Source organism: Janthinobacterium svalbardense (genome assembly GCF_002327145.1).
Lineage (GTDB): Bacteria > Pseudomonadota > Gammaproteobacteria > Burkholderiales > Burkholderiaceae_D > Janthinobacterium > Janthinobacterium tructae.
Window position 1 is genome coordinate 521972 of record NZ_CP023422.1, and the last position, 26337, is coordinate 548308.

Annotated in this window: 18 protein-coding genes; 14 read left to right on the forward strand and 4 right to left on the reverse strand. The window is 61.9% G+C overall.

All coding sequences use genetic code 11. The features are described 5' to 3' along the window. Genes CNX70_RS02225 through CNX70_RS02240 form a run of 4 tightly spaced genes read right to left on the reverse strand, consistent with a single transcriptional unit; the run spans nucleotide 1 to nucleotide 4329 of the window. Nucleotides 1-336: a DUF3325 domain-containing protein gene (locus tag CNX70_RS02225; RefSeq protein ID WP_157750878.1), complete on the reverse strand. Its 336-nt coding sequence runs from the start codon at nucleotides 334-336 to the stop codon at nucleotides 1-3. Continuing rightward, nucleotides 329-1861, reverse strand: a complete 1533-nt coding sequence (locus CNX70_RS02230) for a PepSY-associated TM helix domain-containing protein (RefSeq protein ID WP_096233119.1) — start codon at nucleotides 1859-1861, stop codon at nucleotides 329-331. Before CNX70_RS02230 ends, CNX70_RS02225 begins: the two co-directional genes overlap by 8 nt. Before the next feature lie 11 nt (nucleotides 1862-1872). Further along, nucleotides 1873-2178 (reverse strand): hypothetical protein, encoded by a 306-nt coding sequence (locus CNX70_RS02235; RefSeq protein ID WP_157750879.1) that lies wholly within the window; start codon nucleotides 2176-2178, stop codon nucleotides 1873-1875. Nucleotides 2179-2187: 9 nt separating this feature from the next. After that, nucleotides 2188-4329: a TonB-dependent receptor gene (locus CNX70_RS02240; protein WP_244199007.1), complete on the reverse strand. Its 2142-nt coding sequence runs from the start codon at nucleotides 4327-4329 to the stop codon at nucleotides 2188-2190. A 511-nt stretch (nucleotides 4330-4840) separates the two neighbouring features. Between CNX70_RS02240 and CNX70_RS02245 the strand changes: the two genes are divergently transcribed. The 14 genes from CNX70_RS02245 (at nucleotide 4841) to CNX70_RS02310 (ending at nucleotide 26335) form a co-directional block, all read left to right on the forward strand. After that, nucleotides 4841-7498 carry a TonB-dependent receptor gene (locus CNX70_RS02245; RefSeq protein WP_096233123.1) on the forward strand — a complete coding sequence of 886 codons (2658 nt, stop codon included), beginning with the start codon at nucleotides 4841-4843 and terminating at the stop codon, nucleotides 7496-7498. 114 nt (nucleotides 7499-7612) lie between these two features. Beyond that, on the forward strand, nucleotides 7613-8965 hold the full coding sequence (locus tag CNX70_RS02250) for an MFS transporter (protein ID WP_096233125.1): 1353 nt from the start codon (nucleotides 7613-7615) through the stop codon (nucleotides 8963-8965). 24 nt (nucleotides 8966-8989) lie between these two features. After that, complete coding sequence (locus CNX70_RS02255; RefSeq protein WP_096233127.1) at nucleotides 8990-9937, forward strand: glycoside hydrolase family 43 protein; 948 nt, start codon at nucleotides 8990-8992, stop codon at nucleotides 9935-9937. An 18-nt stretch (nucleotides 9938-9955) separates the two neighbouring features. After that, nucleotides 9956-11026: an aldose epimerase family protein gene (locus CNX70_RS02260; protein WP_096233129.1), complete on the forward strand. Its 1071-nt coding sequence runs from the start codon at nucleotides 9956-9958 to the stop codon at nucleotides 11024-11026. Between the two features lie 196 nt (nucleotides 11027-11222). Further along, nucleotides 11223-12965 carry an IlvD/Edd family dehydratase gene (locus CNX70_RS02265; protein ID WP_096233131.1) on the forward strand — a complete coding sequence of 581 codons (1743 nt, stop codon included), beginning with the start codon at nucleotides 11223-11225 and terminating at the stop codon, nucleotides 12963-12965. 12 nt (nucleotides 12966-12977) lie between these two features. Further along, nucleotides 12978-13970 carry an AraD1 family protein gene (gene araD1 / locus CNX70_RS02270; RefSeq protein WP_096233133.1) on the forward strand — a complete coding sequence of 331 codons (993 nt, stop codon included), beginning with the start codon at nucleotides 12978-12980 and terminating at the stop codon, nucleotides 13968-13970. Continuing rightward, the gene (locus tag CNX70_RS02275; RefSeq protein WP_096233135.1) at nucleotides 13967-15544 is read left to right on the forward strand and encodes an aldehyde dehydrogenase (NADP(+)); all 1578 of its coding nucleotides are present in this window, start codon (nucleotides 13967-13969) and stop codon (nucleotides 15542-15544) included. Before araD1 ends, CNX70_RS02275 begins: the two co-directional genes overlap by 4 nt. A 171-nt stretch (nucleotides 15545-15715) precedes the next feature. After that, nucleotides 15716-16483 (forward strand): SDR family NAD(P)-dependent oxidoreductase, encoded by a 768-nt coding sequence (locus CNX70_RS02280; RefSeq protein ID WP_096233137.1) that lies wholly within the window; start codon nucleotides 15716-15718, stop codon nucleotides 16481-16483. 116 nt (nucleotides 16484-16599) lie between these two features. Then, complete coding sequence (locus CNX70_RS02285) at nucleotides 16600-18510, forward strand: glycoside hydrolase family 97 protein (protein WP_096233139.1); 1911 nt, start codon at nucleotides 16600-16602, stop codon at nucleotides 18508-18510. 91 nt (nucleotides 18511-18601) lie between these two features. Further along, nucleotides 18602-20152, forward strand: a complete 1551-nt coding sequence (locus tag CNX70_RS02290; protein ID WP_096233141.1) for an alpha-N-arabinofuranosidase — start codon at nucleotides 18602-18604, stop codon at nucleotides 20150-20152. Between the two features lie 96 nt (nucleotides 20153-20248). Next, entirely contained in the window at nucleotides 20249-21778 is a 1530-nt protein-coding gene (locus CNX70_RS02295) for a glycoside hydrolase family 43 protein (RefSeq protein WP_244199008.1), read from the forward strand. Nucleotides 21779-21803: 25 nt separating this feature from the next. Beyond that, the gene (locus CNX70_RS02300) at nucleotides 21804-22838 is read left to right on the forward strand and encodes an arabinan endo-1,5-alpha-L-arabinosidase (RefSeq protein WP_341865550.1); all 1035 of its coding nucleotides are present in this window, start codon (nucleotides 21804-21806) and stop codon (nucleotides 22836-22838) included. A gap of 9 nt (nucleotides 22839-22847) precedes the next feature. Beyond that, nucleotides 22848-25205, forward strand: coding sequence for a glycoside hydrolase family 127 protein (locus CNX70_RS02305; RefSeq protein WP_096233147.1), 2358 nt, complete (start codon nucleotides 22848-22850; stop codon nucleotides 25203-25205). 167 nt (nucleotides 25206-25372) lie between these two features. After that, nucleotides 25373-26335, forward strand: a complete 963-nt coding sequence (locus CNX70_RS02310) for an ABC transporter substrate-binding protein (protein WP_096233149.1) — start codon at nucleotides 25373-25375, stop codon at nucleotides 26333-26335. Nucleotides 26336-26337 lie beyond the last annotated feature (2 nt).

Consider the following 26337-nt stretch of genomic DNA (forward strand, 5'->3'; position numbering starts at 1 on the left):
TCAGCGTGGCGTGCATTTGCCTGCGCCTTGCGCGATGCCGCGCAGCCAATGGGGCTTCCAGCTGAGCGTGAAGGCCACGGCCATGATGCCGGCACCCATCATCAGTACCCACAGCAACAGGCCAAAGCCGATGCCGTGACCCGCCACGCACAGTGCGCCGGCCAGCGCCAGGGCGGTGCCGGCAGCGTAGCGCCAGCGGTGGCGCAGCCGTGCCGAGGGCGCGGCGGGGTGCGTGCCGACGCTCGCTGCCCAATGTTCTTCTTGTGATAGCGCAAGCAAGGCAAACGCCAGGTAGATGCCTGCTGCGGCAGCGCAGGTCATAGACAGTTCAAGCATGTGAGCCTTTCCCCGCCTTGCGGCCCAGGCGGCGTGCGCTGGCTGCGGCCAGCACGGCCGTCGCCAGCAGCAGTAGGTCCATGCCGGCCACGGCATGCTGGCCCATGGCCAGCGCGTGGAGGGGATGGTCGCCCGTGGTCAGCCAGTTCAGCAGCACTGCCAGCAGCGCCATGGCGGCTATCAGCCAGGCCTGTTCGCGCCAGGCATGGCCGGCGCGCAGCCAGGCGTGCAGGAAGGCGGCGACCCAGACCGCATAGAAGGCCGCCATTTCCAGGCTGGCACGCGGCATGCCGGCCATGGCGGCGTCGAGCGGCAACAGGCGGTTGGCAACAAAAAAGGCCAGCGTGGCCAGCATGATGCCCGTCACGCTGCCGATGGCCAGTCCCTCCACCACGCGCACGCCGTGCAGCCCTTGCCTGGCGTGCCGCGCGCGGCGTCCCTCCAGCCAGAACAGGTAGCCCGTGGCGATCAGCAGGCAGCCGGACAGGCCGCCCAGGAAGTACAGCCAGCGCAAGGTCCAGTGGTTGAAGCGGATGAAATGCAGGCCGGACATGACACGCTGCGCCGTCATCACGGGCGCGGCCTGGAAACGCTGCAGCAGCGCGCCCGTGCCGGCGTCAAAATACAATTGGTCCAGGTTCATCGTGATATCGCTCGTATACGAACGGCGCAGCTCGACGTAGCTGTTGGCGTCGCCCGGGTGCCAGACGCGCATGAAATACGGCTGTCCGCCATGCCATTCGCGTTCGGCCAGCCTGGCCATGGCGTCGATCGACGTCAGCGTGCCGGGCTGTCCCGTTTTGGGGCGCTTGAAGCGACCATACGCTTGCGCCATGAAGGCGCTCTTGGCCTGTTCGCCGCGTCCGTACGTGGCTTCGTGCGCCTGCGGAAAGTAGATCGTGATGAAAATGATCAATCCGGACAAGGTGATCAGGAAATGAAACGGCAGCGCCGCCAGGCCGCTCAAGTTATGTAGGTCCAGCGCGCTGCGCTGCAGGCGCTTGCGGGGGCGAAACGTGAAGAATTGCGCGACGATTTTCTTGTGGATGACGACGCCGGAAACGAGCAGCACCAGCATCGCCATCGCCGCCAGTCCCACCAGCCATTTGCCCAGGTCCAGCCATGTCAGGTGCAGGCTGTAGTGAAATGGAAAGATAAAGCCTGATCCCCCTGCCGTTCCCTGGTCAGGGATAAAGGCATGGCCGGCGGGATCGAGCTGGTGCGCCACGCTGTTTTTGCCGAGGCGATAGGAAAACCCCAATGTCGGTTCGCGTGGCGTGGGCAGGTCGACGCGCCACTGGCTGGCGCCGGCCGGCACGGCCGGCAGCACGGCGCGGGCGATGCGGTCGAGGGAGAGCGGTTGCGTGGCGGGCGCCAGCCGCGTTTGCGGCATCATCCAGCGGTCGATTTCGGCGTCGAAGACGCTCAGGGTGCCCATCCAGAAAATGGCGAACAGCACGCTGCCCAGGATGACGCCGGCCCAGCTGTGCAGCCAGACCATGGATTTGCCAAACGTGCGTTCCATGCGGCCGCTTCCTAGGTGATCAGATAAATCAGGATGGCCAGCACCGCGGCGCTGGCGCCCAGGCGCAGCCACAGGCGTGCCAGCGACGGCACGCTAAAGCCCCATAGCAACAGCAGCAAATACACGACAAAGCCCAGCATCGCCGCCAGCACGACCGCTTCCGAACGGGCCATGCCCAGGCGCGCCAGCACGGCGCCGGCCGCCGTCACGCCCAGCGCCGTGACGGCGTAGCCACCTGCCACGGCGCCTGTCACGCGCAGCAGCATGCGTGCCGGGGCGACGATGCCGGTGACTCTGGAGCGCGCGCGCGTCATCATGCGTGCCGCTTAGAAGCGCAAGGAGTAGCCGAGCGACAAGGTGCGTCCCCGTCCGGCGAAGTAGCGTTTGGGCTCGACCAGCGCGCTTTGCGAGTAATACGTGATGTAGTCGCGGTCGAACAGGTTGGCCACCGCCAGGCGCAGCTCGCCCTTGGGCAGGCGGTAGCTGGCCGTGGCATCGACCAGCGTGTAGCCGCTGAAATCCTTGGCCGGGTCGTCGAACGATTGGCGGAAGGCGTGCTGTGCTTGCACGAAGGTTTTCAGCTGGGCGTTCCAGTCGGCCGACCAGGTGGCGATCAGGCGGTTGGGCGCCACGTTCAAGCCATCGAGGCGGGCGTCCAGGCTGCCGTTCTCGTCGCTGTCATAGCGGCCCTTGGTGTAGGAATAGGCGAGCTTGGCGCGCTGGGCCGCATTCAGGCGCAGGCCGACGCTCGCTTCCACGCCTTCGATGCGGGTTTTTTCACGCGCCATCATGAAGGCTCCATTGATGGGTACGATGCGCGTGCCGAAATCCGAATCGGAGCGGAAATAGCTGGCGTCCGCATCCCACGCACCCTTGCGCACGCGGGTACCGACCTCGATGCTCTTCGTGAGTATCGGTTCCAGGTTGTGCATGTTGGCAATGCTTAGGCCCGGCGTATTGATCGAGCGCAATACTCTGCCGATATCGGGCATGCCGAAGCCTTCGGAGTAGCTGCCGAAGATTGTGATGTCTTGCAGCGGGGTGTAGACGAGGCCGGCGTTGACCAGGGTTTCATTGAATTTCAGCTTGCCGCCCGTCACCTTGACGCGTTTGTACTGGGCCAGTGTCTGGTAGCTGTCGATTTGCAGGTCCGCATTTTCCTTGCGCACGCCCGCGTGCAGCGTGAGCTGGCCCGTCAGCTTGTATTCGCCCTGCAGGAACAGCGACAGATTGCGGTATTCGGACTCGGGCACATAGGTGCGTCCCGTTGCGTACAGGTCTTGCTTGCCCTTGTCGAACAGGGTGTCGAAGCCTACCGTCAGTTTCAAGCGGCCATCGAGCAAGTCCGAACGGCTCAGGCCGACCTTGCTGCCGTACTTGGAGGCGACGGCGCGCGACTGGTCGTACAGCTTGCCGACGGGAGCGATGCTGGCGTCCTGAAAGGTGGCGGAATTGTCCGCGCCAAACAAGCCTTCGAATTCCTGGTTGAAGACCATGGCCGACAGTTCCATGCCGGCCAGGTTGGCGTGGCTGTAGCTGAGGCTGGAAGTCCAGACATCGTTCCACGGTGCAATGCCTGGCGGCTCGCCTTTTACCGACACGCTGGGCAAGCCCGTGGCGCGGTCGCCGGCGACGACCAGGTAGCCGGCCTTCGACTTGATCTTGTAGCGGTTGAGCGACACTTGCAGACGCTGGTTGTCATCGATGACATAGCCCAGTTTGGCGAGCACGTCATACGTGCGCGAATCCATCAGGTCGCCCTGCGTATTGTCGCTGCCGATAGGGCGGCCCTTGCCATCCAGATACAGCCCCTGGTCTTCGTACGAGGCGGCCAGCAGGTATTCCAGCTTGTCCGTGCGTCCATCCAGGCGGTAGCTGGTCTTGTAATTCATCACATCGGAGCCCGTTTGCGCCGTCGGCGCTGTCGCCTGGATGTCAATGTGCTGGTTGAAGCTGCCCTTTTCAGGACGCCGCGTGATGATGTTGATGGTGCCGCCCGTGGCGCCCAGGCCATTGATGGCATTCGCGCCCTGGATCACTTCGATGCGCTCGACCATGGAAAAATCGATGGTATGGGCTTCGCGTCCCGTGGGGCGCATGGGGTTCGATTGTGGCACGCCGTCGACGAGGATCAGCGGTGTGCGTCCGCGCAGGGTTTCGCCCGAGCCATTCATCTTGCCGCGGCTGGGCGTGTAGGACGGCAGCACGCTGCTCAGGACATCCGAGGAATTGCCGGAAATGGCCATCTGCCGCGCGATTTCCGCCTTGCCAATGATGACCACGGTTTGCGGCGCCTTGTCTGCCGCGATATTCGAACGCGAGGCGGACACCACCACGGCCTGCATCTGGCCGTCCGTCCCGCTGCCGTCCACCGCCAGCTGCGCCACGGCGGATGGCGCCGCCAGGGCAGCCATCAGGGCGGCGTACAGGGGATGGTAAGGCAACGGCATGCTTTTGAATAACTTCACTAGATGTCCTTCAGACTGAGGGTGGGAATGCCATGGCCGCACTGAGGATTGCAACGCAGACGCCATGGCCGCGAAGAAATGGCACTGTTGGCGGCAAGCTATCGACTCAAAGAAGCCGAGGTGCGCCAGTGACTGTTGACAGGCAGGAGCTGGCAGGAAAACGTTGCCCGTATGATTCTCTGCCTGAGAATGATTGTCATTATCAACAAGTGCGACAGGCATGTCAATGCGTGCCGATCGACGTTCACCCTTGCCACAACGCCTGCAGCCCGATTCCACCGGGATGGCCATGCTGCCGTTTTTTTGTGCGGTTTCTTCCGAAAACGTTCCTGACGCCCCTGCCGTTGTCGCATTACAACCTCTAAAGTCCTCCAGCCACCGATATCAAAATTGATATCGAAACAGTGGAAAAATTGATTGGAGAGATTATCGTCCAGCCCCTAAGATAAACGCCGAGCATGCGCACGACATGCAAGCGGTACAACAATATCAATACAATATCTGGAGATTCATGATGCGCCACGCCACCGGCCCGCTCGCGGCCACTTCCCCTCGTCCATTCACCTTGAAGGCAGCCGTTGCGGCATTGGCCGGTATCGGCCTGCTGAGCACGGCTTCGGTCTGGGCGCAGGAGGCGGTGGCGTCCGATGCCAATGCCGAGCCTGCGGCGGAAGTGTCGGTGGTGACCGTCAGCGGCGTGCGCCGCTCGGCGCAAAATTCGCAGCAGATCAAGATGCGCTCGGACCAGGTCATCGATTCCATCGTGGCCGACGACATCGGCAAATTCCCTGACAACAACGTGGCCGAAACCCTGGCGCGCATTTCCGGCATCCAGATCCGCCGCGATTCGGGCGAAGCGAGCGCCGTCATGATCCGTGGCTTGCGCGATGTCACGACCTTGCTCAACGGCCGCGAACTGTTCACCACCACGGGCCGCTACGTCAACCTGGCCGACATTCCCGCCACCATGCTGCAGCGCGTGGACGTGTACAAATCGCAGGGCGCGGACCAGGTCGAAGGCGGCGTGGCCGGCATCATCGACGTGCGCACGAATCGCCCCTTCGATTTCAAGGAGTTGACCGCCAGCGTGAATACGCGCGCCGTCTACAGCGACAAATCCAAGGCCACCGACCCGAACATCAGCGGCATGCTGTCGAATCGCTGGAAGACGGGCATCGGCGAAGTGGGCGCGCTGCTGGGCTTGTCGCAGCAGCAGCAGCGCTACCATGAAGAACGCGCGTTCAGTACGGCCCCCGTGGACAAAAGTTTCCTGTCGCCGGGTTTGACGGGGCCGGACCAGGTGGGCTTGTTGCCGATCAAGGGCGACCGCCGCCGCAGCACCGCTAATGCTGTGCTGCAATGGCGTCCGAACGCCGACGTTGAACTGTACGCCGAAGGCATGGCCACGCGTTTCCTGCTCGATGCCGAATCCGACTACTTCGTCGGCTTGCCATGGTGGGGCACGCCCGTCTCGGCCACCAAAATTCCCGGCAGCAACCAGCTGCAAACGCTCACTTCCACCAACGTCAACACCATCATGTCGACGCAGGCGAACAAGAACCAGACCAAGACGCATCAATTTGCCGTCGGCGGCTTGTGGGATATCAACCCGGAATGGCGTTTCACGTCGGAAGTGGCCAGCACCAAAAGCAGCTATACCTGGCGCAACCCGATTCTCGACGCCATTACCGTCGTGCCGAACGCCAGCATCAATACCAACCGGAACGGCACCTTGCACGTCGACTACACGGGCAGCGACTTGCAAGACCCGTCGAATTACTATCTGAAGGGCTTTTTCGACCGCTACGGCGAAGACAAGGGCAGTTCGAACGACCTGCGCGCCGATCTGGCGTACACGCCGAGTGCCGGCGGCTTCTTCAAGGAAATCAGCGTCGGTGTGCGCGGCGTCAAACGCGAAGCCGAATCGATCAAGAGCTTCGAGGGCAATGCGGAAGCACCGGACGTATCCGGCGCGGCGTTTCCGTTCAGCCGCCAGAGCGTGACGTCGATTCCCGGCCTCAATTGCCTGTCGGAATCGATGTCCAGCGGCGGTCCCGACTATGGCTTGAAGCAGTGGTACACGCCGTGCGCCAGCTTCCTGCTCAATAACACGGGCACGATCCGCCAAGCCGTCACGGGCAATAGCGCAGCGCGCGCCATGGACCCGGGCTCCTTCTTCAAGGATACGGAAAAGACGTATTCCATCTATACCAAGGCGAAGATCGCCTTCAAGCTGGGTGCCTACCCCGTCGATGGCACCGTGGGCGTGCGCGTCGTGCGCACCGAGCAAAGCCTGCAAGGCAATAGTTCGCAAGACGGCGTCTACACGCCCGTCATCAGCGACACGGCCAGCACCGACGTGCTGCCCAGCGTAGCCCTGAAGATCAAGCTGCGCGCCGACCTGGTGGGCCGCTTCGCCGCAGGCCGCACCATCAGCCGCCCCGGCTTTGCACAGCTGAACCCGGGCGTAGCCCTGGTCAATTCGACGGAAACGGTGAAGGCGACGGGCGCGGGCGGCAATCCGAACCTGAAACCGGTGACGGGCGACAATGTCGATGCGGCACTGGAATGGTATTTCGCGCCGGCCGGTTCCGTCACGGCAACCGTGTTCCACCACAAGTTCGACGGCTATATCCAGCAACGCATTGCCAGCGAAACCATCGCCGGCAAGGCCTATGATGTGGACCGCCCGTACAACACGGCCGCCGGCAAGCTGCAGGGCCTGGAAATTGGCTACCAGCAGTTTTATGACGGCTTGCCGGGCCTGTTGAGTGGCCTGGGCTTGCAAGCGAACGGCACCTACATGAGCGGCAGCACCGACGACGAGACGGGCAGCCATGCCATCACGGGTGTGTCGCGCTATGCCTACAACCTGGTGTTGCTGTACGAAAAAGATGCGTGGTCGGGCCGCCTGGCCTACAACTGGCGCTCGAAATTCATCGACAGCTACAACCAGGGTGGTCCCGGCCTGGACTTGAAGGTGGCGCCGACGGCCCAGCTTGACGGATCGCTGTCGTACAAGATCAACGAGCAGTTCACCGTGACCCTTGATGGCAATAACTTGCTCGACACCAAGTTCAAGGATTACTGGAACGAGGCAGGCGTGTATCCGCGCGATACGCGGCGCTATGACAGGACAGTCGGTGTATCGCTGCGCTGGAAAATGTAAGTTGATCACAGAGTAAAAAATCAAGGGCGTTGCCATGGTTTCGGCCGGCAGCGCCGCTTGCGTTGCAGTTGGGCAGTCAGACACGATTCATCATCAAAAGAATGGACGGAAAGCATGGAGACGCAAAAATTATCCACCGTTGAAAAGGTCGGCTTCGGCGCGGGCGACATGGCGCTCAATGTCGTCATCTCGTCGATGATGCTGATCATCACCTTTTTCTATACCGATATCTATGGCTTGAAAACCACGGACCTGGCCCTGCTGTTCGTGGCCGTCAAAGTGGTGGGCGCCATCGCCGACCTGGTCATGGGGCAGATCACCGATCGCTACAGCTTTGCCTCGGGCCGCTACCGCCCGTATCTGTTGTGGCTGGCCGTGCCCTTCGGCGTCAGCGTGTTTTTTGTGTTCACCACGCCGGAATGGGGCTATGACGCCAAATTGATCTGGGCGTATTCGACGTATATCCTGATGACGATCATGACGGCCGGCGTGGGCATCCCCTACATTTCGCTGATCAGCGGCCTGACCAGCGATCCGCACGAGCGCCTGTCGGCCAATGGCTACCGCCTGTTCTTTGCCAAGATCGGCGCCTTCATGGTGACCATCGTCGTGCCGATCCTGTCGCAGCGCTGGGGCGGCGGCAACCCGGCCGTCGGCTACCAGGCGGCCATGGCCGTGATGGCGGTGATGGGCGTGGCCCTGTTCCTGTTCTGCTATTTCACCACCACCGAGCGCGTCGTGCACGTGGTGGAAAAACAATCGTTGCTGGAACAATTGAAGGTGCTGCTGCAGAACGACCAGTGGCTGGTGCTGTGCGGTGTGTGCGTCACGGGCACGGTCGGCTACGTGGTGCGCGGCTCCGTCGCCATTTATTATGCGAAATACTATCTGGGTGGCAGCACGGAAACGGTGGCCGCCTTTCTGACCACGGGCGTGGTGGCGGCCATCCTGGCGATGATCGCCTCGACCTGGATCACCAAGTTTTATTGCAAGGTCAAGCTGTTCCGCTACTCGCAAATCGGCGTCGCGCTGATCAGCCTGGCGATCTACTTTTTTGTAACGCCGAGCGACACCGTGCTGGCCTTCGCCCTGTATTTCCTGCTGTCCTTTGTGGTGGACTTGCACGCGCCCGTGTTCTGGTCGGCCATCGCGGAAACCATCGATTATGGTCAAGTCAAGACGGGCAAGCGCGTCTCCGGTTTCGCCTTTGGCGGCATCTCTGTCTGCCAGAAGGCGGGCATGGCCGTGGCGGGCTTTTTGGTCGGCATGCTGCTGTCGTACTTCGACTATCAGCCCAACCATGAGCAAACGCAATTTGCCCTGAACGGCATCGCCCTGATGCTGTCGATCATCCCCGGCTTCTTTCACTTGCTGATGGGCTTGCTGATGTTCAAGTACCGCATCAGCGACAGCTATTACACGGGCGTGAAAACCGAAATGCACAAGCGTGGCTACGTGGCTGCGTAAGAATAATTGAATGGAGCAAGCAACATGGCAGACATCTTGAAACCGCTGATCGAACAACGCGCCGACCCGCATATCTACCGCCACAGCGACGGTTACTATTACTTTACGGCTTCCGTGCCCCAGTACGACCGCATCGAACTGCGCCGCGCCGACAGCATCGCCGGCCTGGCCGGCGCGCCAGCGGTCGACGTGTGGCACAAGCCGGACACGGGGCCATACAGCGAGCTGGTGTGGGCGCCCGAGCTGCATTTCAACCAGGGCGCCTGGTATGTGTATTTCGCCGCCGCGCCGAGCCGCGAAATCAAAGATCAATTGTTCCAGCACCGCATGTATGCGATCCGTAATACCAACGCCAACCCAATGGAAGGCGAGTGGGAATTCATGGGGCAGGTCGACACGGGCATCGACACCTTCTGCCTGGACGCCACCACTTTTACGCACGACGGCGTGCTGTACTACCTGTGGGCGCAGAAAGATGTGGCCATCGAAGGCAATTCCAACCTGTACCTCGCGCCGATGGCCACGCCGTGGCAGCTGGCCGGTCCGCCCGTGATGCTGAGCAAACCGGAATTCGACTGGGAAATCCGCGGCTTCTGGGTCAACGAGGGGCCGTCCGTGCTGAAGCGCAATGGCAAGATCTTCATCAGTTACTCGGCCAGCGCCACCGATGAAAACTACGCCATGGGCTTGCTCTGGGCCGATGACACGGCCGACTTGCTCGATCCGGCGGCGTGGACGAAGTCGCCCGAGCCCGTGTTTGCCACCTGCTACGAGCACGGCATCTACGGCCCCGGCCACAACAGCTTCACCACGGCCGAGGATGGCGACGGTGTATTGCTGGTGTACCATGCCCGCACCTACACGGAAATCGTCGGCGACCCCCTGTGGAACCCGGACCGCCATACATTTGTGAAGCCGCTGCGCTGGGATGCGCAAGGCATGCCCGTGTTTGGCCGCTCATCGACCCTGTAACATTCCGGACCCGACGCCATGACCCCAGTTGATACTGTTTCAGTGACGCCAGCGCCGTTCGGCATCCTGCCCGACGGCCAGCCCGTGACGGTCTATACCCTGACGAACCGCCAGGGCATGCAGGTGAAGGTGCTGGACTTTGGCGCCATCATCAGCGCAATCCAGGTGCCGGACCGCGTCGGCACTTTTGCCGACGTGGTGCTGGGTTTCGAGCGCATCGAGCCGTATCTGGCCAACAGCGCTTTCCTGGGCGCCGTCATCGGCCGCTATGGCAATCGCATTGCGCAGGGACGTTTCAGTCTGGACGGTAAGGATTACCAGCTGGCTGTCAACAATGCACCGAATCACTTGCATGGTGGAAACCAAGGCTTTCACCAGGTGATGTGGCAGGCCGAGGCTTTCACGAAGGCTGACGCCGTGGGCATCACGTTCACGCGCAGCAGCCCGGACGGCGAAGATGGCTACCCGGGCAAGCTCGACGTGACGCTGACCTATGAACTGGATGACGACAACGCCCTGAGCCTGCACTACCACGCCGTGACGGACCAGGCCACACCGATCAACCTGACCAACCACAGCTATTTCAACCTGGCGGGGCAGGGCAGTATCCTCGGCCACGAGGTGACGATCAACGCGGACCGCTACCTGCCCGTTGATGCGGGATCGATACCCACGGGCGAACTGGCGGACGTGACCGGCACGCCGTTCGACTTGCGCCAGAGTACCGCCATCGGCGACAGCATCGATGTGCCGCATGAACAGCTCCGCATCGGGCGCGGTTACGACCATAACTTTGTGCTCAATCAACAGCCGGAGCAAAGGCTGAAGCTGGCCGCCAGCGTGCGCGAGCCCGTTTCGGGGCGGGTGATGCAGGTGACCACGCAGGAGCCCGGTGTGCAGTTTTATTCGGGCAATTTCCTTGACGGTAGCCAGCACGGCAAGCTGCGCGCCCACAGTTACCGTGGCGCGCTATGCCTGGAAACCCAGCATTTCCCGGATTCGCCGAACCAGTCCCACTTCCCGAACACCATCTTGCGCCCGGGCCAGGTGTATCAGACGGAAACGGTATATCGGTTTTCCGCCGAGTAAGCACCGCAGCCAAAACAGCCCACGCCCTGCCGCCATGCGCCCGCAGGGCGTTTTCATTGGCGCATGCCGATATCGTTTTCGATATCGGAACGCATTAAAAATTGATTGGAAAGGCATGGCAGGATTCTTTAGTATTCCAACATCGCTGCCCGGGCCGACGACATTAGATCCGGCATGGCACAACCAGGAGAATGGCATGTCTGAGACAAAAAAGAAGGTGGCCCTGCGCTCGGCCGAGTGGTTCGGCTCGCAGGACAAGAATGGCTTCATGTACCGCAGCTGGATGAAAAACCAGGGCATACCTGACCACGAATTTCACGGCAAGCCCATCATCGGCATCTGCAATACCTGGTCCGAACTGACTCCCTGCAATGCGCATTTCCGCCAGCTGGCCGAACACGTCAAGCGCGGCATCCTGGAGGCGGGCGGTTTCCCCGTGGAATTTCCCGTCTTCTCGAACGGCGAATCGAATCTGCGCCCGACCGCCATGCTGACGCGCAACCTGGCCTCGATGGATGTGGAAGAATCGATCCGCGGCAACCCGATGGACGCCGTCGTGCTGCTGGTTGGCTGCGACAAGACCACGCCAGCGCTGCTGATGGGCGCGGCCAGTGTCGACATTCCCACCATCGTCGTCAGCGGCGGCCCCATGCTGAACGGCAAACTCAACGGCAAGGACATCGGTTCCGGCACCGCCGTGTGGCAGTTGCACGAGCAGATGAAGGCGGGATCGATCACCTTGCACCAGTTCATGTCGGCCGAATCGGGCATGTCGCGCTCGGCCGGTACCTGCAACACCATGGGAACGGCCTCGACCATGGCCAGCATGGCCGAAGCGCTGGGCACGTCCTTGCCGCACAACGCGGCCATCCCCGCCGTCGATTCGCGCCGCTACGTGCTGGCGCATATGTCGGGCATTCGCATCGTTGAAATGGTGCACGAAGACCTGCGCCTGTCGAAAGTGCTGACGCGCGAGGCGTTTGAAAACGCCATCAAGGTCAACGCCGCCATCGGTGGTTCGACCAATGCCGTGATCCATTTGAAAGCCATTGCCGGACGCATCGGCGTGCCTTTGGCCCTGGAAGACTGGACCAAGGTCGGCCGTGGCACGCCGACCATCGTCGACTTGCTGCCGTCGGGCCGTTTCCTGATGGAAGAGTTTTACTACGCGGGCGGCTTGCCGGCCGTGATACGCCGCCTGGGCGAGGGCGATTTGTTGCCGCACAAGAATGCGCTGACCGTCAACGGCAAGTCGATCTGGGACAACTGCGTCGAAGCGCCGATCTACAACGATGAAGTGGTGCGCACCCTGGACAACCCCTTGCTGGCCGATGGCGGCATTTGCGTGTTGCGCGGCAACCTGGCGCCACGCGGCGCCGTCTTGAAACCGTCGGCCGCCTCGCCGCATCTGATGCAGCACCGTGGCAAGGCCGTCGTCTTCGAAGACTTTGAACATTACAAATCGCGCATCCTTGATCCGGACCTCGATGTGGACGCGAACTCCGTGCTGGTGATGAAGAACTGCGGCCCGAAAGGCTATCCGGGCATGGCCGAAGTGGGCAACATGGGCTTGCCGCCGAAACTGCTGGCGCAAGGCATCACCGACATGGTGCGCATCTCGGATGCGCGCATGAGCGGCACCGCCTACGGCACCGTCGTGTTGCACGTGGCGCCGGAAGCGATGGCCGGTGGCCCGCTGGGCATCGTCAGGGATGGCGACATGATCGCCCTCGATTGCCACGCCGGCAGCCTGAACATCGACATCAGCGACGCGGAAATCGCCGAGCGCCTGGCGAAGCGCGAACTGGGCAGCGCGCCCGGACCGAAGAGCGGCTACCAGCAGCTGTACATCGAACACGTGTTGCAGGCCGACGAAGGCTGCGATTTCGACTTCCTGGTCGGCAATCGCGGTTCCGCCGTGCCGCGCCACTCACATTAAGCGGAGAACTCCATGCTGTTGCTGCAATTTATGAATGAACATGGCGGCCGCCTCGTCGGCCTGCTGCAAGATGACGTCATCCGCGTCATCGAAGGCTACAACACGACGTATGCGCTGGCGCAAGACGCCATCCGCAAGAAGGTCAACCTGGCGGAACTGGTCAACGCCACCGTCGGCAACACCACGCATTCCTATGCGGACGTGGCCGCTGCCGGGCGTGTGTTGCCTCCGCTCGACCATGCGGACGAAGCGCACTGCTACGTGACGGGCACGGGCCTGACCCACCTGGGCAGCGCCGGCGCGCGCGACGCCATGCACAAGAAGATCGGCGGCGATGCCGATTCCCTGAGCGACTCCATGAAAATGTTCCGCCTGGGTGTGGAAGGCGGCAAGCCGGCCGATGGCACGGCCGGTGCCCAGCCAGAATGGTTTTATAAAGGCGACGGCTCCATCGTGCGCGCCAGCGGCCAGCCGCTGCGCATGCCGGACTTTGCCCTCGATGGCGGTGAAGAGCCGGAAATCGCCGGCCTGTACGTGATCGGCGACGACGGCCAGCCGTACCGGGTCGGCTACGCCATCGGCAATGAGTTCTCGGACCATGTGACGGAACGCCAGAATTATCTGTACCTGGCTCACTCGAAGCTGCGCATGTGCAGCGTCGGCCCGGCCTTGCTGGTGGGCGAATTGCCCGCGCACATAGACGGTACCTCGCGCGTGCTGGACATTGCCGGCAAGGTGCGCTGGGAAAAGGCCTTTGTCAGCGGCGAAGAGAATATGTCGCACACGATTGCCAACCTGGAACACCACCATTTCAAGTATCCGCTGTTCAAGCGCCCTGGCGACGTGCACGTGCACTTCTTCGGCACAGCGACGTTAAGCTTTGCCGATGGCGTGAGCGTGGCGCCGGGCGAAACCTTTGAAATCGAAGCGCCGGCCTTTGGCCCCGCCCTGCGTAACCGCCTCGACGTCTTCCCAACCGAATTTGCGAAAGTGAGCACATTATGAGTTTCAATATCACCGGTGATGCATTGATCGGCGGCGTCGCCGTCAAGGGCAATGGCGGCTCCTTCGAAGCGTGGGACCCGGCCGCGCGCGCGCACATCGCGCCCGCCTTCCACATGGTGGACGTAGCGCAAATCGACGCGGCTTGCCGCCTGGCACAGGCCGCGTTCGACCCCTTCCGCGCCACCAGCGATGCGCAGCGCGCCGATTTTCTCGACACCATCGCCGCGCAAATCGGCGAATTGGGCGACGAGCTGATCGTGCGCGCCATGACGGAAAGCGGCTTGCCACGCGCGCGCCTGGAAGGCGAACGTGGCCGCACGGTGGGTCAGTTAAAACTGTTCGCCGGCTTGCTGCGCGAAGGATCGTGGACCGATGCGCGCATCGATTCGGCTTTGCCCGAGCGCACGCCGCCGCGTCCTGATTTGCGTTTGCGCATGATCGGCCTGGGCCCCGTCGCCGTGTTTGCGGCCAGTAACTTCCCGCTGGCCTTCTCGGTGGCCGGCGGCGATACGGCCTCGGCCCTGGCGGCCGGCTGCCCTGTCGTGTTGAAAGCGCATTCGGCCCACCCTGGCACCTCCGAGCTGGTGGCGCGCGCCATCGTCAAAGCCATCGAGATTTGCCAGCTGCCGGCAGGCGTGTTCGCCTTGCTGACGGGCACGGGCAATGGCATCGGCCAAGCCCTGGTGGCCCATCCGGCCATCCAGGCGGTGGGCTTTACGGGTTCGCGTTCGGGCGGCATCGCCCTGATGAAGGTAGCGGCCGAGCGTGCGCAACCAATCCCCGTGTATGCGGAAATGAGCAGCATCAACCCCGTGTTCGTGCTGCCGCAAGCCCTGGCTGCCCGTGGTGCGGCGATCGCCAGCGGTTTTGCCGCTTCGCTGACGATGGGCGTGGGCCAGTTCTGCACCAATCCCGGCCTGGTGCTGGGCCTGGAAGGCGCCGACTTTACGGCCTTTGCCGCCGCCGCCGCCGAAGCGCTGGCCCCGGCACCGGCCGCCACCATGTTGACGGCCGGCATCGCCAGCAGCTATGCGAAGGGCGTCGCCGCCCTGGCGCAGCACGCCGATGTGACGCCGCTGGTGCAAAACGCTGGCGAGGAAGGCAAGGGCGCCGCTGCCCTGTTCGTCACTTCGGGCGAGGCTTTCCTCGGCAAGCACGATCTGCGCGACGAAGTCTTCGGTCCGGCCTCGCTGCTGGTGGCGTGCCGTGACATGGATCAATTGCTGGCGATTACGGAAAGCCTGGAAGGCCAGCTGACGGCCACCTTGCAGATGGATGCCGGCGACGTGATTGATGCGCGCCGTTTGCTGCCCGTGCTGGAACGCCGCGTGGGCCGCATCCTGGCCAACGGTTTCCCGACCGGTGTGGAAGTGTCGACGGCGATGGTGCACGGCGGCCCGTTCCCGGCCACCTCGGACGGGCGCAGCACGTCGGTCGGCACGGCGGCCATCAACCGTTTCCTGCGTCCCGTGTCCTACCAGAACCTGCCGCAGGACTTGCTGCCGGAGTCGCTGCGCGACGATAATCCGCTGGGGATCTGGCGCCGTCACGATGGCGTATTAGGCAAACTTTAATCATAAATTTACAACGCCTGACAAAACCGTAGCGAGCGGATGTGAGTTGTGGTTGAGACGCGGAACTGTGCGAATGCACAGTGAGCATCGGAAACCGCAAATCGCGACGCGCAGTAGGTTTTGATAGGTGTTCTTAATCATAAAAAATAAAAATAAACAGGCGGAGACAAGATGAAGCAATTGGCGAAATATGGCAGCTTGCAGGGCAAGCGCGTGTTCATTACGGGTGGCGGCAGCGGCATCGGCGAATCGTTGGTGGCGGAGTTTGCCGCCCAGGGCGCGCTGGTGGCGTTTGTCGACATCGCCGTGGAAGCGAGCGAGGCCCTGTGCCGCCGCCTGGCCGCAGCGGGCCTGACGGCGCCCTTGTTCCGCCATTGCGACATCACGGATATTGCATCGCTGCAAGCCGTCATGGCCGAACTGGCGCAGAAGCTGGGCGACTTCGATATCCTCGTCAACAACGCGGCCAACGACCAGCGCCACCAGGCGCAGGACGTCACGTTGGAATACTGGAACGAGCGTATTGCGATCAATCAGCGTCCCATGTTCTTCACCTGCCAGGCCGTCTTCGAGGGCATGAAGCGCAGGGGCGGCGGTTCCATCATCAACGTCAGCTCGATTTCCTGGCACATGAAGTCGGGCGGCTATCCTGTGTATGCCACCACCAAGGCCGCCGTCGTGGGCCTGACGCGGGGCCTGGCGCGCGACTATGGCGCCCACAATATCCGCGTCAACACGGTCACGCCCGGCTGGGTCATGACACAGCGCCAGATCGAGCTGTGGGTCGACGAGGCGGCCGAAGTGGAAATCAAGAAAAGCCAGTGTCTGCCAAGCAAGCTGATGCCGCAGGATATCGCCGCCATGGTGCTGTTCCTCGCATCGGACGATGGCGCGATGTGCTCCAGTCAAGAGTTCATCGTTGACGCCGGCTGGGTGTAAGCGCCGCCGCGCCGTTTATTCGCGCCGGCACTGACCGGCACCTCCGATCTTGAAGCACCCCTCATGCCGCCCCAACCCCGCGGCAGGAGAGGCATCGCCACATCCGGACATTGAAGATGAAACCTCTTGTTTGCAGCGTCGCCCTTGTTTTTGCCAGCTTTGCTGATGCGCAAGGGCTGCAGAGTCCTGACGGTACCCTGCAGGTCAAGGTCGCGCCTGGCCCAGCTGGCAGCATCCACTACAGCATCTCGCGCAGCGGCGTGCCCGTGATCCAGTCATCAACTTTGGGCCTGGAATTTGCTGGCCTGAACCTGTCGAAGAAACTGAGCCTGGGCGCGGCGTCTCCCATTACTTCTGTTGCCGAGCGCTACACGATGGCCACGGGCAAGCGCCGTGTCATCGATTACGCGGCCAATGAACAGACGTTCACGGTGCACAATGCGCGGGGGCAAGCCATGGACGTCGTGTTTCGCGTCTCCAACGATGGCGTGGCTTTCCGTTACGAGCTGGGCCAGGTGCCCAGTTCGGCCGGAAAAATGCTGCAGGAAAGCACATCGTTTGCCTTTGCGCCGTCCACGCGGGCCTGGCTGCAACCGATGCAGGTGGCGCAGACGGGCTGGATGAACACCAATCCCGCCTACGAAGAACATTATCGTATGGATATTGCCGTCGGCACGCCGTCGCCGCTGGCGGCTGGCTGGGTCTTCCCGGCCCTGTTCAAGGCGGGCGAGACCTGGGTGGCGCTGACGGAAGCTGGCATGGATGGCAGTTTCCACGCCTCGCGCCTGCAGGCGGCCTCGAAAGGCGGCATCTACCGCATCGGCACGCCGATGGCGGCCGAAGTGGCACCCGGCGGCGCCTTGCTGGCACAGGCGGCCACGGGCTTGCGCACGCCATGGCGGGTGTTGGCCATCGGCAGCCTGGCCACCATCATGGACTCGACCCTGGGCACGGACCTGGCCGCGCCCGCTATCGCCTTCGATACGGCCAAGGTGCTGCCCGGTCATGCAGCCTGGAGCTGGGGCTTGCTGAAGGATGACGCCACCGTGTATGGCGTGCAGAAAGATTTCATCGATTACGCGGCGGACATGCGCTGGAACTATGTACTCGTCGATGCGGACTGGGACCGCAAGATCGGCTACGAGAAAATTGCCGAGCTGGCCAGCTATGCGGCCGCGAAAGACGTGGGCCTGTTCCTCTGGTACAACTCGTCGGGCAGCTGGAACAAGACCGAGTATACGCCGAAAGGCAAGCTGCTGACCCATGCACAGCGCGAACACGAATTTTCGCGCCTGGCGGCCATGGGCATCAAGGGCATCAAGGTGGACTTCTTTGCCGGCGACGGCCAGTCGATGATTGCCTATTATTTGGGCATCCTGAATGATGCGGCCAGACACGGCTTGCTGGTCAATTTCCACGGCGCTACCTTGCCACGGGGCTGGGCCCGTACCTACCCGAATCTGATGACGGCCGAGGCCGTCAAGGGACTGGAATTCACCACCTTCGAGCAGCGCGACCAGGACGCCATGCCCGCGCACGCGGCCATGCTGCCGTTCGCCCGCAACTTGTTCGACCCCATGGATTTCACGCCCATGGTGTTTGGCGACGTGCCCAACATCCGCCGTGCCACGCGCAACGGTTTCGAACTGGCGCTGCCCGTGCTGTTTTTGTCGGGCGTGCAGAACTTTGCCGAGATTCCCGCCGGCATGGCCAGCGTGCCTGCCTATGTCAAAACCTTCCTGCAGGAACTGCCGCGCAGCTGGGATGACAGCCGCTTCATCGATGGCGTGCCGGGCAAGTACCTGATGCTGGCGCGCAAGGCGGGCGAGCGCTGGTATGTGGCCGGCATCAATGCCCAGGTCACGGCGCAGACGTTCACGGTGGACTTGTCCTTTCTGGAAGGCAAGCATGGCGCCCTGATCACGGACGGCGCCGGCGAGCGCGCATTCAGCCAGCAGGAAATTTCGGCCGGCAAGGCCGTCATCACGATCAAGCCGCATGGCGGTTTCGTAGCAATCTTTAAATAAGCCCCAAAGCAAATACCGGGGTCGGACCCTCAGGGTCCGACCCCAGCTTCTGCACTTGGGTTGGTATGAAATTAAAACAACAGGAGACAGCATGAAATTCATCCATACCAGCATCGCGGCCCTCAGCCTGAGCCTGGCCGTCGGCAGCGCCTTTGCCGCGCCCGTCAATGTCACCATCGACGTGGCCAAGCCCGGTGCCGTGATTAACAAGAACGTGTATGGCCAGTTCGCCGAACACCTGGGCACGGGCATCTACGAAGGCATGTGGGTGGGGCCGGAATCGCCTATCCCGAATACGAAAGGCTGGCGCAACGACGTGCTGGGCGCGCTGAAACAGTTGCACGTGCCCCTGGTCCGCTGGCCTGGCGGCTGCTTTGCCGATGAATACCACTGGAAGGATGGCATCGGCGCGCGCGAGAAGCGCCCGACCAAGGTCAACACCAACTGGGGTGGCGTGGAAGAGTCGAACGCCGTCGGCACGCACGAATTCTTCGACCTGGCCGAGCTGCTGGGCGCACAAACCTATATCAACGGCAACCTCGGGTCCGGCACGCCGCAGGAAATGTCCGAGTGGCTCGAATACATGACCTCGGACAGCAAGTCGACCCTGGCCGAGCTGCGCCGCAAGAATGGCCGCGCGCAGCCGTATAAAGTCGATTACTTTGGTATCGGCAACGAAGCCTGGGGTTGCGGCGGCAATATGCGCCCGCAGTACTATGCCGACCTGTACAAGCACTATCACACCTTCATGAAGACGCCGGAAAGCGCGCGCCCGAAATTCATCGCCAGCGGCGGCAATGACGACGACATCAGCTGGTCCAGCACGCTGAGCCGCGAAATCAAGCCGAACATGATGGACGCCATCAGTTTCCACTACTACACGGTGCCGACCGGTGTGTGGGAAAAGAAGGGCGCGGCCACGGGCTTTGGTGAAAATGAATGGATTTCCACCTTGAGCCGCACCCTGCGTATCGATAGCTTGATCAAGAACAATATCGCCGCCATCGACAAGAACGATCCCTCGAAAAAGACGGGCTTGTACGTCGATGAATGGGGCACCTGGTACGACGTCGAGCCGGGCACCAATACGGGCTTCTTGTTCCAGCAAAACAGCTTGCGCGATGCCCTGGTCGCGGCTCTGAACTTCAATATTTTCCACCAACACGCGGACCGTGTGCGCATGACGAATATCGCGCAAATGGTCAACGTGCTGCAGGCCATGATCATCACGGACAAGGATAGCTATTTCCTGACGCCCACGTATCACGCGTTTGAAATGTACGTGCCGTTCCAGGATGCCACGACCCTGCCGGTCGCCATCAGTGGTAATGGCAAGTACAGCCTGGGCAAGGTCAGCATTCCGGAAGTGAGCGCCTCGGCCGCGCGCGGCAAGGATGGCAAGGTGTATTTGTCGCTGGTCAACACGAACCCGCACAAGGCCGTCGACGTCAATGTGGCGCTGGCCGGCAAGCAAGTGGCCAGCGTGACGGGCCGCGTGCTGACCGCCGGCAAGATGGACGCCGTCAACAGCTTTGCGCAACCGCAAGCCGTGCAGCCGGTGGCGTTCAATGCCAAGGCGCAAGGTGGCAAGCTGACCGTGTCGGTGCCGGCCAAGGCCGTGGTGGTGGTCGCCGTCGAATAAACGCCCCGCTTCCTGCTGTCTACTCTGTGCCGGTGCGGGAAGCGAATCCCGCGCCGGCCAGCCGCATCGTGCTGCACGTTGTAGAGAAAGTATTCCATGAACAGAAGAGAATCTGTGCTGGCGCTCGGTAGCGCCATGGCCCTGGCCGCCTGTGGCGGCGGTTCGTCCGATAGCGCGCCTATCGTCTCCGTCACGCCGCCCGTGGTGCCTCCCGTCGTCCCTCCCGCTGTCGTTCCACCAGTACAAGGCGCCATCACTTTTAGCAATGTCTCCGTGCACGACCCGTCCGTCATCAAGGTGGCCGATACCTATTATGTGTTCGGCTCGCACCTGGCGGCCGCCAAGTCCACGGACCTGATGAACTGGACCAAGATGGCCGACGGCGTCAATGCCAGCAACCCCCTGTTCAACAATGTCGTTACCAGCCTGGCTGACACGTTTTCCTGGTCGCAAGTGACGGGCTTGTGGGCGCCTGATGTCATCCAGCTCGACAATGGCAAGTTCGCCATGTATTACAACAGCTGCAAGGGCGATTCACCGCGTTCCGCCATGGGCCTGGCCCTGGCCGCCAAGGTGGACGGGCCGTACGTGAACCAGCGCATCTTTTTGAAATCGGGCATGTGGGGCCAGCTCAGCGAAGACGGCGTGACCATCTACGATGCCCTGACGCAACCGAACGTGGTTGACCCGAACACCTTCCGCGACGCTGCCGGCAAGCTGTGGATGATCTACGGCTCGTATTCGGGCGGCATCTTCATCCTGGCCATGGACCCGGCCACGGGCTTGCCTGTCGCAGGGCAGGGTTATGGCAAGCACGTGATCGGCGGCAACCATAGCCGCATCGAGGGCGCCTACGTGCTGTACAGCCCGCAAACGCAGTATTACTACCTGTTCACCTCGTTTGGTGGCCTGGATGCGAACGGCGCCTACAATATGCGCGTGGCCCGTTCGCGCGCTCCGGACGGCCCGTATGTCGATGCCAAGGGCAAGGACATGACGCAGGTCAAGTCCAATCCCGCCTTGCCCCTGTTCGACGATGCATCCATCGCGCCGTTTGGACAGAAGCTGATGGGCAATCATCAATTCGCGCTGGCGGCGGGAGAAACGGGCACGCCGCTGGGATATGTGTCGCCAGGACACAATTCGGCGGTATACGATGCCGCCACGCAGCAGTATTTCCTGATCTTCCATACGCGCTTCCCGAACACGGGCGAGTTGCACGAGATCCGCGTGCACGAACTGTTCATCAATGGCGATGGCTGGCTGGTGGCCGCGCCATTCCGCTACGTACCGTTGACCAGGAGCGTCACGCCACTGGCGGCGCAGGTGGCAGCCGCAGAGGTAGCGGGCAGCTATCAACTGATCAACCATGGCAAGGATATTTCCACGGCGCTCAAGCTGTCGCAAGCCATCACCTTGCTGGCGGACGGCACGATCACGGGCGCGCAGACAGGCACGTGGGAGCACCAAGGCAATAACTTGTTCGCCATCACCTTGGCATCCGGCGGCCTGTTCAACGGCGTGCTGTCGCGCCAGTGGAATGGCAATGCCAACGCCTTTGTCGTCACGTTCACGGCGCAGTCTGCTGATGGCGTGTCGCTGTGGGGCGCCCGCACGGGCAATTAATAGTTCTAAGTAAAGGAAGGAAAACATGATGCGAATGCTCAAGCGCGGTCTGGCCGCCGTTACCGCCACCTTGCTGGCACTGTCCTGCCATGCCGCGCAAGTGAGCGTGCACGACCCCGTGATGGCCAAGGAAGGCGATACGTATTATCTGTACAGCACAGGTCCCGGCATCACTTTCTACAGTTCAAAAAATATGCGCGACTGGCAGCCGGAAGGGCGCGTCTTCGCGGGCCAGCCCACGTGGGCCAAGACGGCCGCGCCATCGTTTGACGACCATATCTGGGCGCCTGACGTGCAGTTTCATGACGGGAAATATTACCTGTATTACTCGGTGTCCGGTTTTGGCAAGAACAAGTCCGGCATCGGCGTGACCGTCAACACCACGCTCAACCCCCGCTCGCCCGACTACCGCTGGGTCGACCAGGGCATGCTGCTGCAATCGGTGCCCGAGCGCGACGAGTGGAATGCCATCGATTCGAACATCATCACCGATGCCAAGGGCACGCCGTGGATGTCGTTCGGCTCGTTCTGGAACGGCATCAAGCTGGTCAAGTTGACGCCCGACTGGACCCGTATTGCGGAACCGCAAGAGTGGCATTCGCTGGCGCGCCGGGCGCCGCTGCCGCCACGGGCTGGTGAATTCAAGCCCGCGCCTGAAGAGATCGAGGCGCCGTTCATCTTCCAGCACGGCAAGGATTACTTTTTGTTCGTCTCGTGGGGCTTGTGTTGCCAGAAGGAGAAAAGCACCTATCACCTGGCCGTGGGCCGTGCCAAGAGCGTGACGGGGCCGTATCTGGACAAGAACGGGCGCGACATGGCGCAGGGCGGCGGCACGGTAGTGCTGCAGGGCGACAAGGATTGGCAAGGCCTGGGCCACAATAGCGCCTACACGTTCGACGGCAAGGATTACCTGGTGCTGCATGCGTATGAGACGGCGGACAATTATTTGCAGAAGCTCAAGATCCTGCCCATGACGTGGGACAAGGAGGGCTGGCCGCAAGTCGATGCACGCGACCTGAACCGCTATCAAAGCCGCCAGTTGCCCGCTGCCAAGCCGTAAGGGGCCGCCATGAAGAAAACCATGTTGATGCTGGCGCTGGCCGCCGGCGGCCTGCTCACGCCGCACTTGCAGGCAGCTGAACTGTTCCCCCTCTCGTCCGTGCGCCTGGGGGCGGGGCCGTTTCTCGATGCACAAACGACGGACTTGCAGTATCTGATGGCTTTCGACCCTGAAAAATTGCTGGCGCCGTTTCGCCGCGAAGCGGGCTTGCCGCTGCCGCAGCCCAGCTATGGCAACTGGGAATCGACGGGCCTGGACGGCCACATGGGCGGGCATTATCTGTCGGCGCTGGCCCTGATGGTCGCTTCCACGGGTGACGCGCAAGTGCGCGAGCGCCTCGATTATGTGCTGGCGGAACTGCAGAAATGCCAGGACGCCAATGGTAATGGCTATCTGGGCGGCATTCCCGATGGCAGCGCGGCCTGGCAAGCCGTTGCCAGGGGGGAAATGCAGGCCGACACTTTTTCCGTCAACGGGCGCTGGGTGCCGTGGTACAACTTGCACAAGGTGTATGCGGGCTTGCGCGACGCCTACCAGCAGGCGGGCAGCGCGCAGGCGAAAACTATGCTGGTGGCCTTGTCGGACTGGGCCGTCAAGCTATCCGTCTCACTCACCGACGAGCAGATGCAAGCGATGCTGCGCGCCGAGCATGGCGGCATGAATGAAGTGCTGGCCGACGTCTACGCCATGACGGGCGAGCAGAAATACATGGACCTGGCCGTGCGCTTTTCGCACCAGGCCATCCTGCAGCCTCTGGCGCAGCAGCAGGACAAGCTGACGGGCCTGCATGCGAATACGCAAATCCCGAAAGTGATTGGCTTCGAGCGTATTGGCGCATTGACTGGCCGGCGCGACTGGCAGCAGGCGGCGCAATTCTTTTGGCAAACCGTGCATGACAAGCGCACGGTGGCCATCGGCGGCAATAGCGTCAAGGAGCATTTTCACGACGAACACGACTTTTCTTCGATGGTGGAAGAGGTCGAGGGGCCGGAAACGTGCAATACCTACAATATGCTCAAGCTGACCGAGCAATTGTTCAAGCGCGACGAGCAAGTGAAATACACGGATTACTACGAGCGTGCGCTGTACAACCACATCCTGTCGTCGCAGCGCCCTGGCAACGGCGGTTTCGTGTATTTCACGCCCATGCGCCCGAATCACTACCGCGTGTATTCGCAGGTGGACAAGGGCATGTGGTGCTGCGTGGGTTCCGGCATCGAGAGCCAGGCCAAATATGGCGAGTTCATCTACGCGCATGAAGGTGACGCCCTGTACGTGAACCTGTTCATGGCCTCCACCCTGGACTGGCAGGCGCAGAGCGTCAGGATTATCCAGAGCACGCAATTCCCCGACCAGGATACGACGCGCATCACCGTGCAGGGAAATAAGACGTTCAGCCTGAAGATCCGCTACCCGCAGTGGGTAGCCAAAGGCAAGCTGCGCCTGAAGCTCAACGGCAAGGCCATGCGCGTGAACGGCGCCCCCGGCGAATACGTGACGATCACGCGCGCCTGGAAAGCGGGCGACACCGTGGACGTGACCCTGCCGATGACGACGCGCCTGGAGCAGATGCCGGACCAGTCGAATTACTATGCCGTGCTGCATGGCCCCATCGTGCTGGCCGCCAAGACGCAGCCGTTCGCGAATGAACAACTGAACTATTTTGCCGACGACTCGCGCATGGGGCATATCGCCCAGGGGCAAGTCTGTCCGCTGGAATCGTCGCCGCTGTTCGTCAGCGACACAAAAGAGTTCATGCACAAGATCAAACCCGTAAAAGGCCAGCCGCTGACGTTCACGGCGCCCGGGCTGATCCAGGGCAAGGATGCGGCGAAGATAAAACTGATCCCGTTCTTCCGCTTGCATGACTCTCGCTACATGCTGTACTGGCCCGTCTCCACGCCCGCCAGCCTGGCGCAGCTGCAGGAAACCACCCGGCAAGCCGAGGCGCAGCGCCTGGCGCTCGATGCGCTCACCATCGACCAGGTGGCCCCCGGACAACAGCAGCCCGAGTCCGACCACAACTTCCAGGCCGAGGGGGGAGAAAACGGCGTCAACAAGGGCCGGCACTGGCGCCATGCCACGGGCTGGTTCAGCTATGAACTGAGCGACCCGCAAGGTGCCGCGGCGATATTGCGCCTGACCCTGTCCACCCTGGACGCGGGGCGTGTCTTCGACGTCTTGATCAACGGCGTCAAGGTCGAGACCATCGCCGTGGCGGCTGATGCGCCGCAGGAGCTGCATACGGTGGATGTGGCCTTGCCTGCCGAGCTGGTCAAAGCGGCCAAAGGCAAATTGCGCGTGAAATTTGTCGCCGGCAAGGATTCCGTGGCGGGCGGCCTGTACGGGCTGCGCCTGCTGCGCTGACGGGAGGCAGGAAGCTAGGCAAGCATCCGGTGATACGCAAATCGGTATCGCAAGCGAAAAAGAATTGATTGGATGGCTATGTTGCTTTCTCCTACCATGGGTTCATAAAAAACCGCCCATCCGGCATCCGGCTGTGATGGTATTCCAAAAAAAAACTGGAGACAAGAATGAAATTGACACGCCGCACACTCCTCGCCAGCGCCATGTTGTTGGCACTGTCCGCTACTTCTTCCGCCTTTGCCGCCAAGCCCCTCGTCATGGGCTTTTCGCAGGTAGGCGCCGAGAGCGAATGGCGCACCGCCAATACCGTCTCCATCAAGGAGGCCGCCAAGAAAGATGGCGTCACCCTGAAATTTGCCGATGCGCAGCAAAAGCAGGAAAACCAGGTCAAGGCGCTGCGCTCGTTCATCGCGCAAAAAGTTGACGTGATCGCCTTCTCGCCCGTGGTGGAATCGGGCTGGGATACCGTCTTGCGCGAAGCCAAGGCCGCCAAGATTCCCGTCATCTTGACGGACCGCGCCGTTAACGTGGCCGATAAATCGCTGTACGTCACCTTCATCGGTTCCGACTTCGTGGAAGAGGGCCGCCGCGCTGGCCAATGGCTGCTCGAGCACGCCAAGAAAACCCCGGATGCCACCTTGAATATCGTCGAACTGCAGGGTACGGTCGGTTCCGCGCCGGCCATCGACCGCAAGGAAGGCTTCCAGGAAGTCATCGGCAAGAATCCGAAGATGAAGATCATCCGTTCGCAAACGGGCGACTTTACGCGCGCCAAGGGCAAGGAAGTGATGGAAGCGTTCCTCAAGGCCGAAGGCAAGAAGATCAACGTGCTGTACGCGCACAATGACGACATGGCCATCGGCGCCATCCAGGCCATCGAAGAAGCCGGCATGAAGCCGGGCAAGGACATCATCATCATCTCGATTGATGGCGTGAAAGGCGCGTTCGAGGCCATGATCGCCGGCAAGCTGAACGTCACCGTGGAATGCAGCCCGCTGCTGGGTCCGCAATTGATGTCCATCGCCCGCGATGTGGTGGCCGGCAAGCCCGTGCCAGCACGCATCACGACGGTGGAAGGCGTGTTCCCTGCCGAGGTGGCCGCCAAGGAATTTCCGAACCGTAAGTACTAAGC

What these genes read in the sequence shown, in the direction of transcription:
- CNX70_RS02225 (WP_157750878.1), bottom strand. Translation starts at nt 336, where the DNA reads ATGCTTGAACTGTCTATGACCTGCGCTGCCGCAGCAGGCATCTACCTG.
- CNX70_RS02230 (WP_096233119.1), bottom strand. Translation starts at nt 1,861, where the DNA reads ATGGAACGCACGTTTGGCAAATCCATGGTCTGGCTGCACAGCTGGGCC.
- CNX70_RS02235 (WP_157750879.1), bottom strand. Translation starts at nt 2,178, where the DNA reads ATGATGACGCGCGCGCGCTCCAGAGTCACCGGCATCGTCGCCCCGGCA.
- CNX70_RS02245 (WP_096233123.1), top strand. Translation starts at nt 4,841, where the DNA reads ATGATGCGCCACGCCACCGGCCCGCTCGCGGCCACTTCCCCTCGTCCA.
- CNX70_RS02250 (WP_096233125.1), top strand. Translation starts at nt 7,613, where the DNA reads ATGGAGACGCAAAAATTATCCACCGTTGAAAAGGTCGGCTTCGGCGCG.
- CNX70_RS02255 (WP_096233127.1), top strand. Translation starts at nt 8,990, where the DNA reads ATGGCAGACATCTTGAAACCGCTGATCGAACAACGCGCCGACCCGCAT.
- CNX70_RS02260 (WP_096233129.1), top strand. Translation starts at nt 9,956, where the DNA reads ATGACCCCAGTTGATACTGTTTCAGTGACGCCAGCGCCGTTCGGCATC.
- CNX70_RS02265 (WP_096233131.1), top strand. Translation starts at nt 11,223, where the DNA reads ATGTCTGAGACAAAAAAGAAGGTGGCCCTGCGCTCGGCCGAGTGGTTC.
- araD1 (WP_096233133.1), top strand. Translation starts at nt 12,978, where the DNA reads ATGCTGTTGCTGCAATTTATGAATGAACATGGCGGCCGCCTCGTCGGC.
- CNX70_RS02275 (WP_096233135.1), top strand. Translation starts at nt 13,967, where the DNA reads ATGAGTTTCAATATCACCGGTGATGCATTGATCGGCGGCGTCGCCGTC.
- CNX70_RS02280 (WP_096233137.1), top strand. Translation starts at nt 15,716, where the DNA reads ATGAAGCAATTGGCGAAATATGGCAGCTTGCAGGGCAAGCGCGTGTTC.
- CNX70_RS02285 (WP_096233139.1), top strand. Translation starts at nt 16,600, where the DNA reads ATGAAACCTCTTGTTTGCAGCGTCGCCCTTGTTTTTGCCAGCTTTGCT.
- CNX70_RS02290 (WP_096233141.1), top strand. Translation starts at nt 18,602, where the DNA reads ATGAAATTCATCCATACCAGCATCGCGGCCCTCAGCCTGAGCCTGGCC.
- CNX70_RS02295 (WP_244199008.1), top strand. Translation starts at nt 20,249, where the DNA reads ATGAACAGAAGAGAATCTGTGCTGGCGCTCGGTAGCGCCATGGCCCTG.
- CNX70_RS02300 (WP_341865550.1), top strand. Translation starts at nt 21,804, where the DNA reads ATGATGCGAATGCTCAAGCGCGGTCTGGCCGCCGTTACCGCCACCTTG.
- CNX70_RS02305 (WP_096233147.1), top strand. Translation starts at nt 22,848, where the DNA reads ATGAAGAAAACCATGTTGATGCTGGCGCTGGCCGCCGGCGGCCTGCTC.
- CNX70_RS02310 (WP_096233149.1), top strand. Translation starts at nt 25,373, where the DNA reads ATGAAATTGACACGCCGCACACTCCTCGCCAGCGCCATGTTGTTGGCA.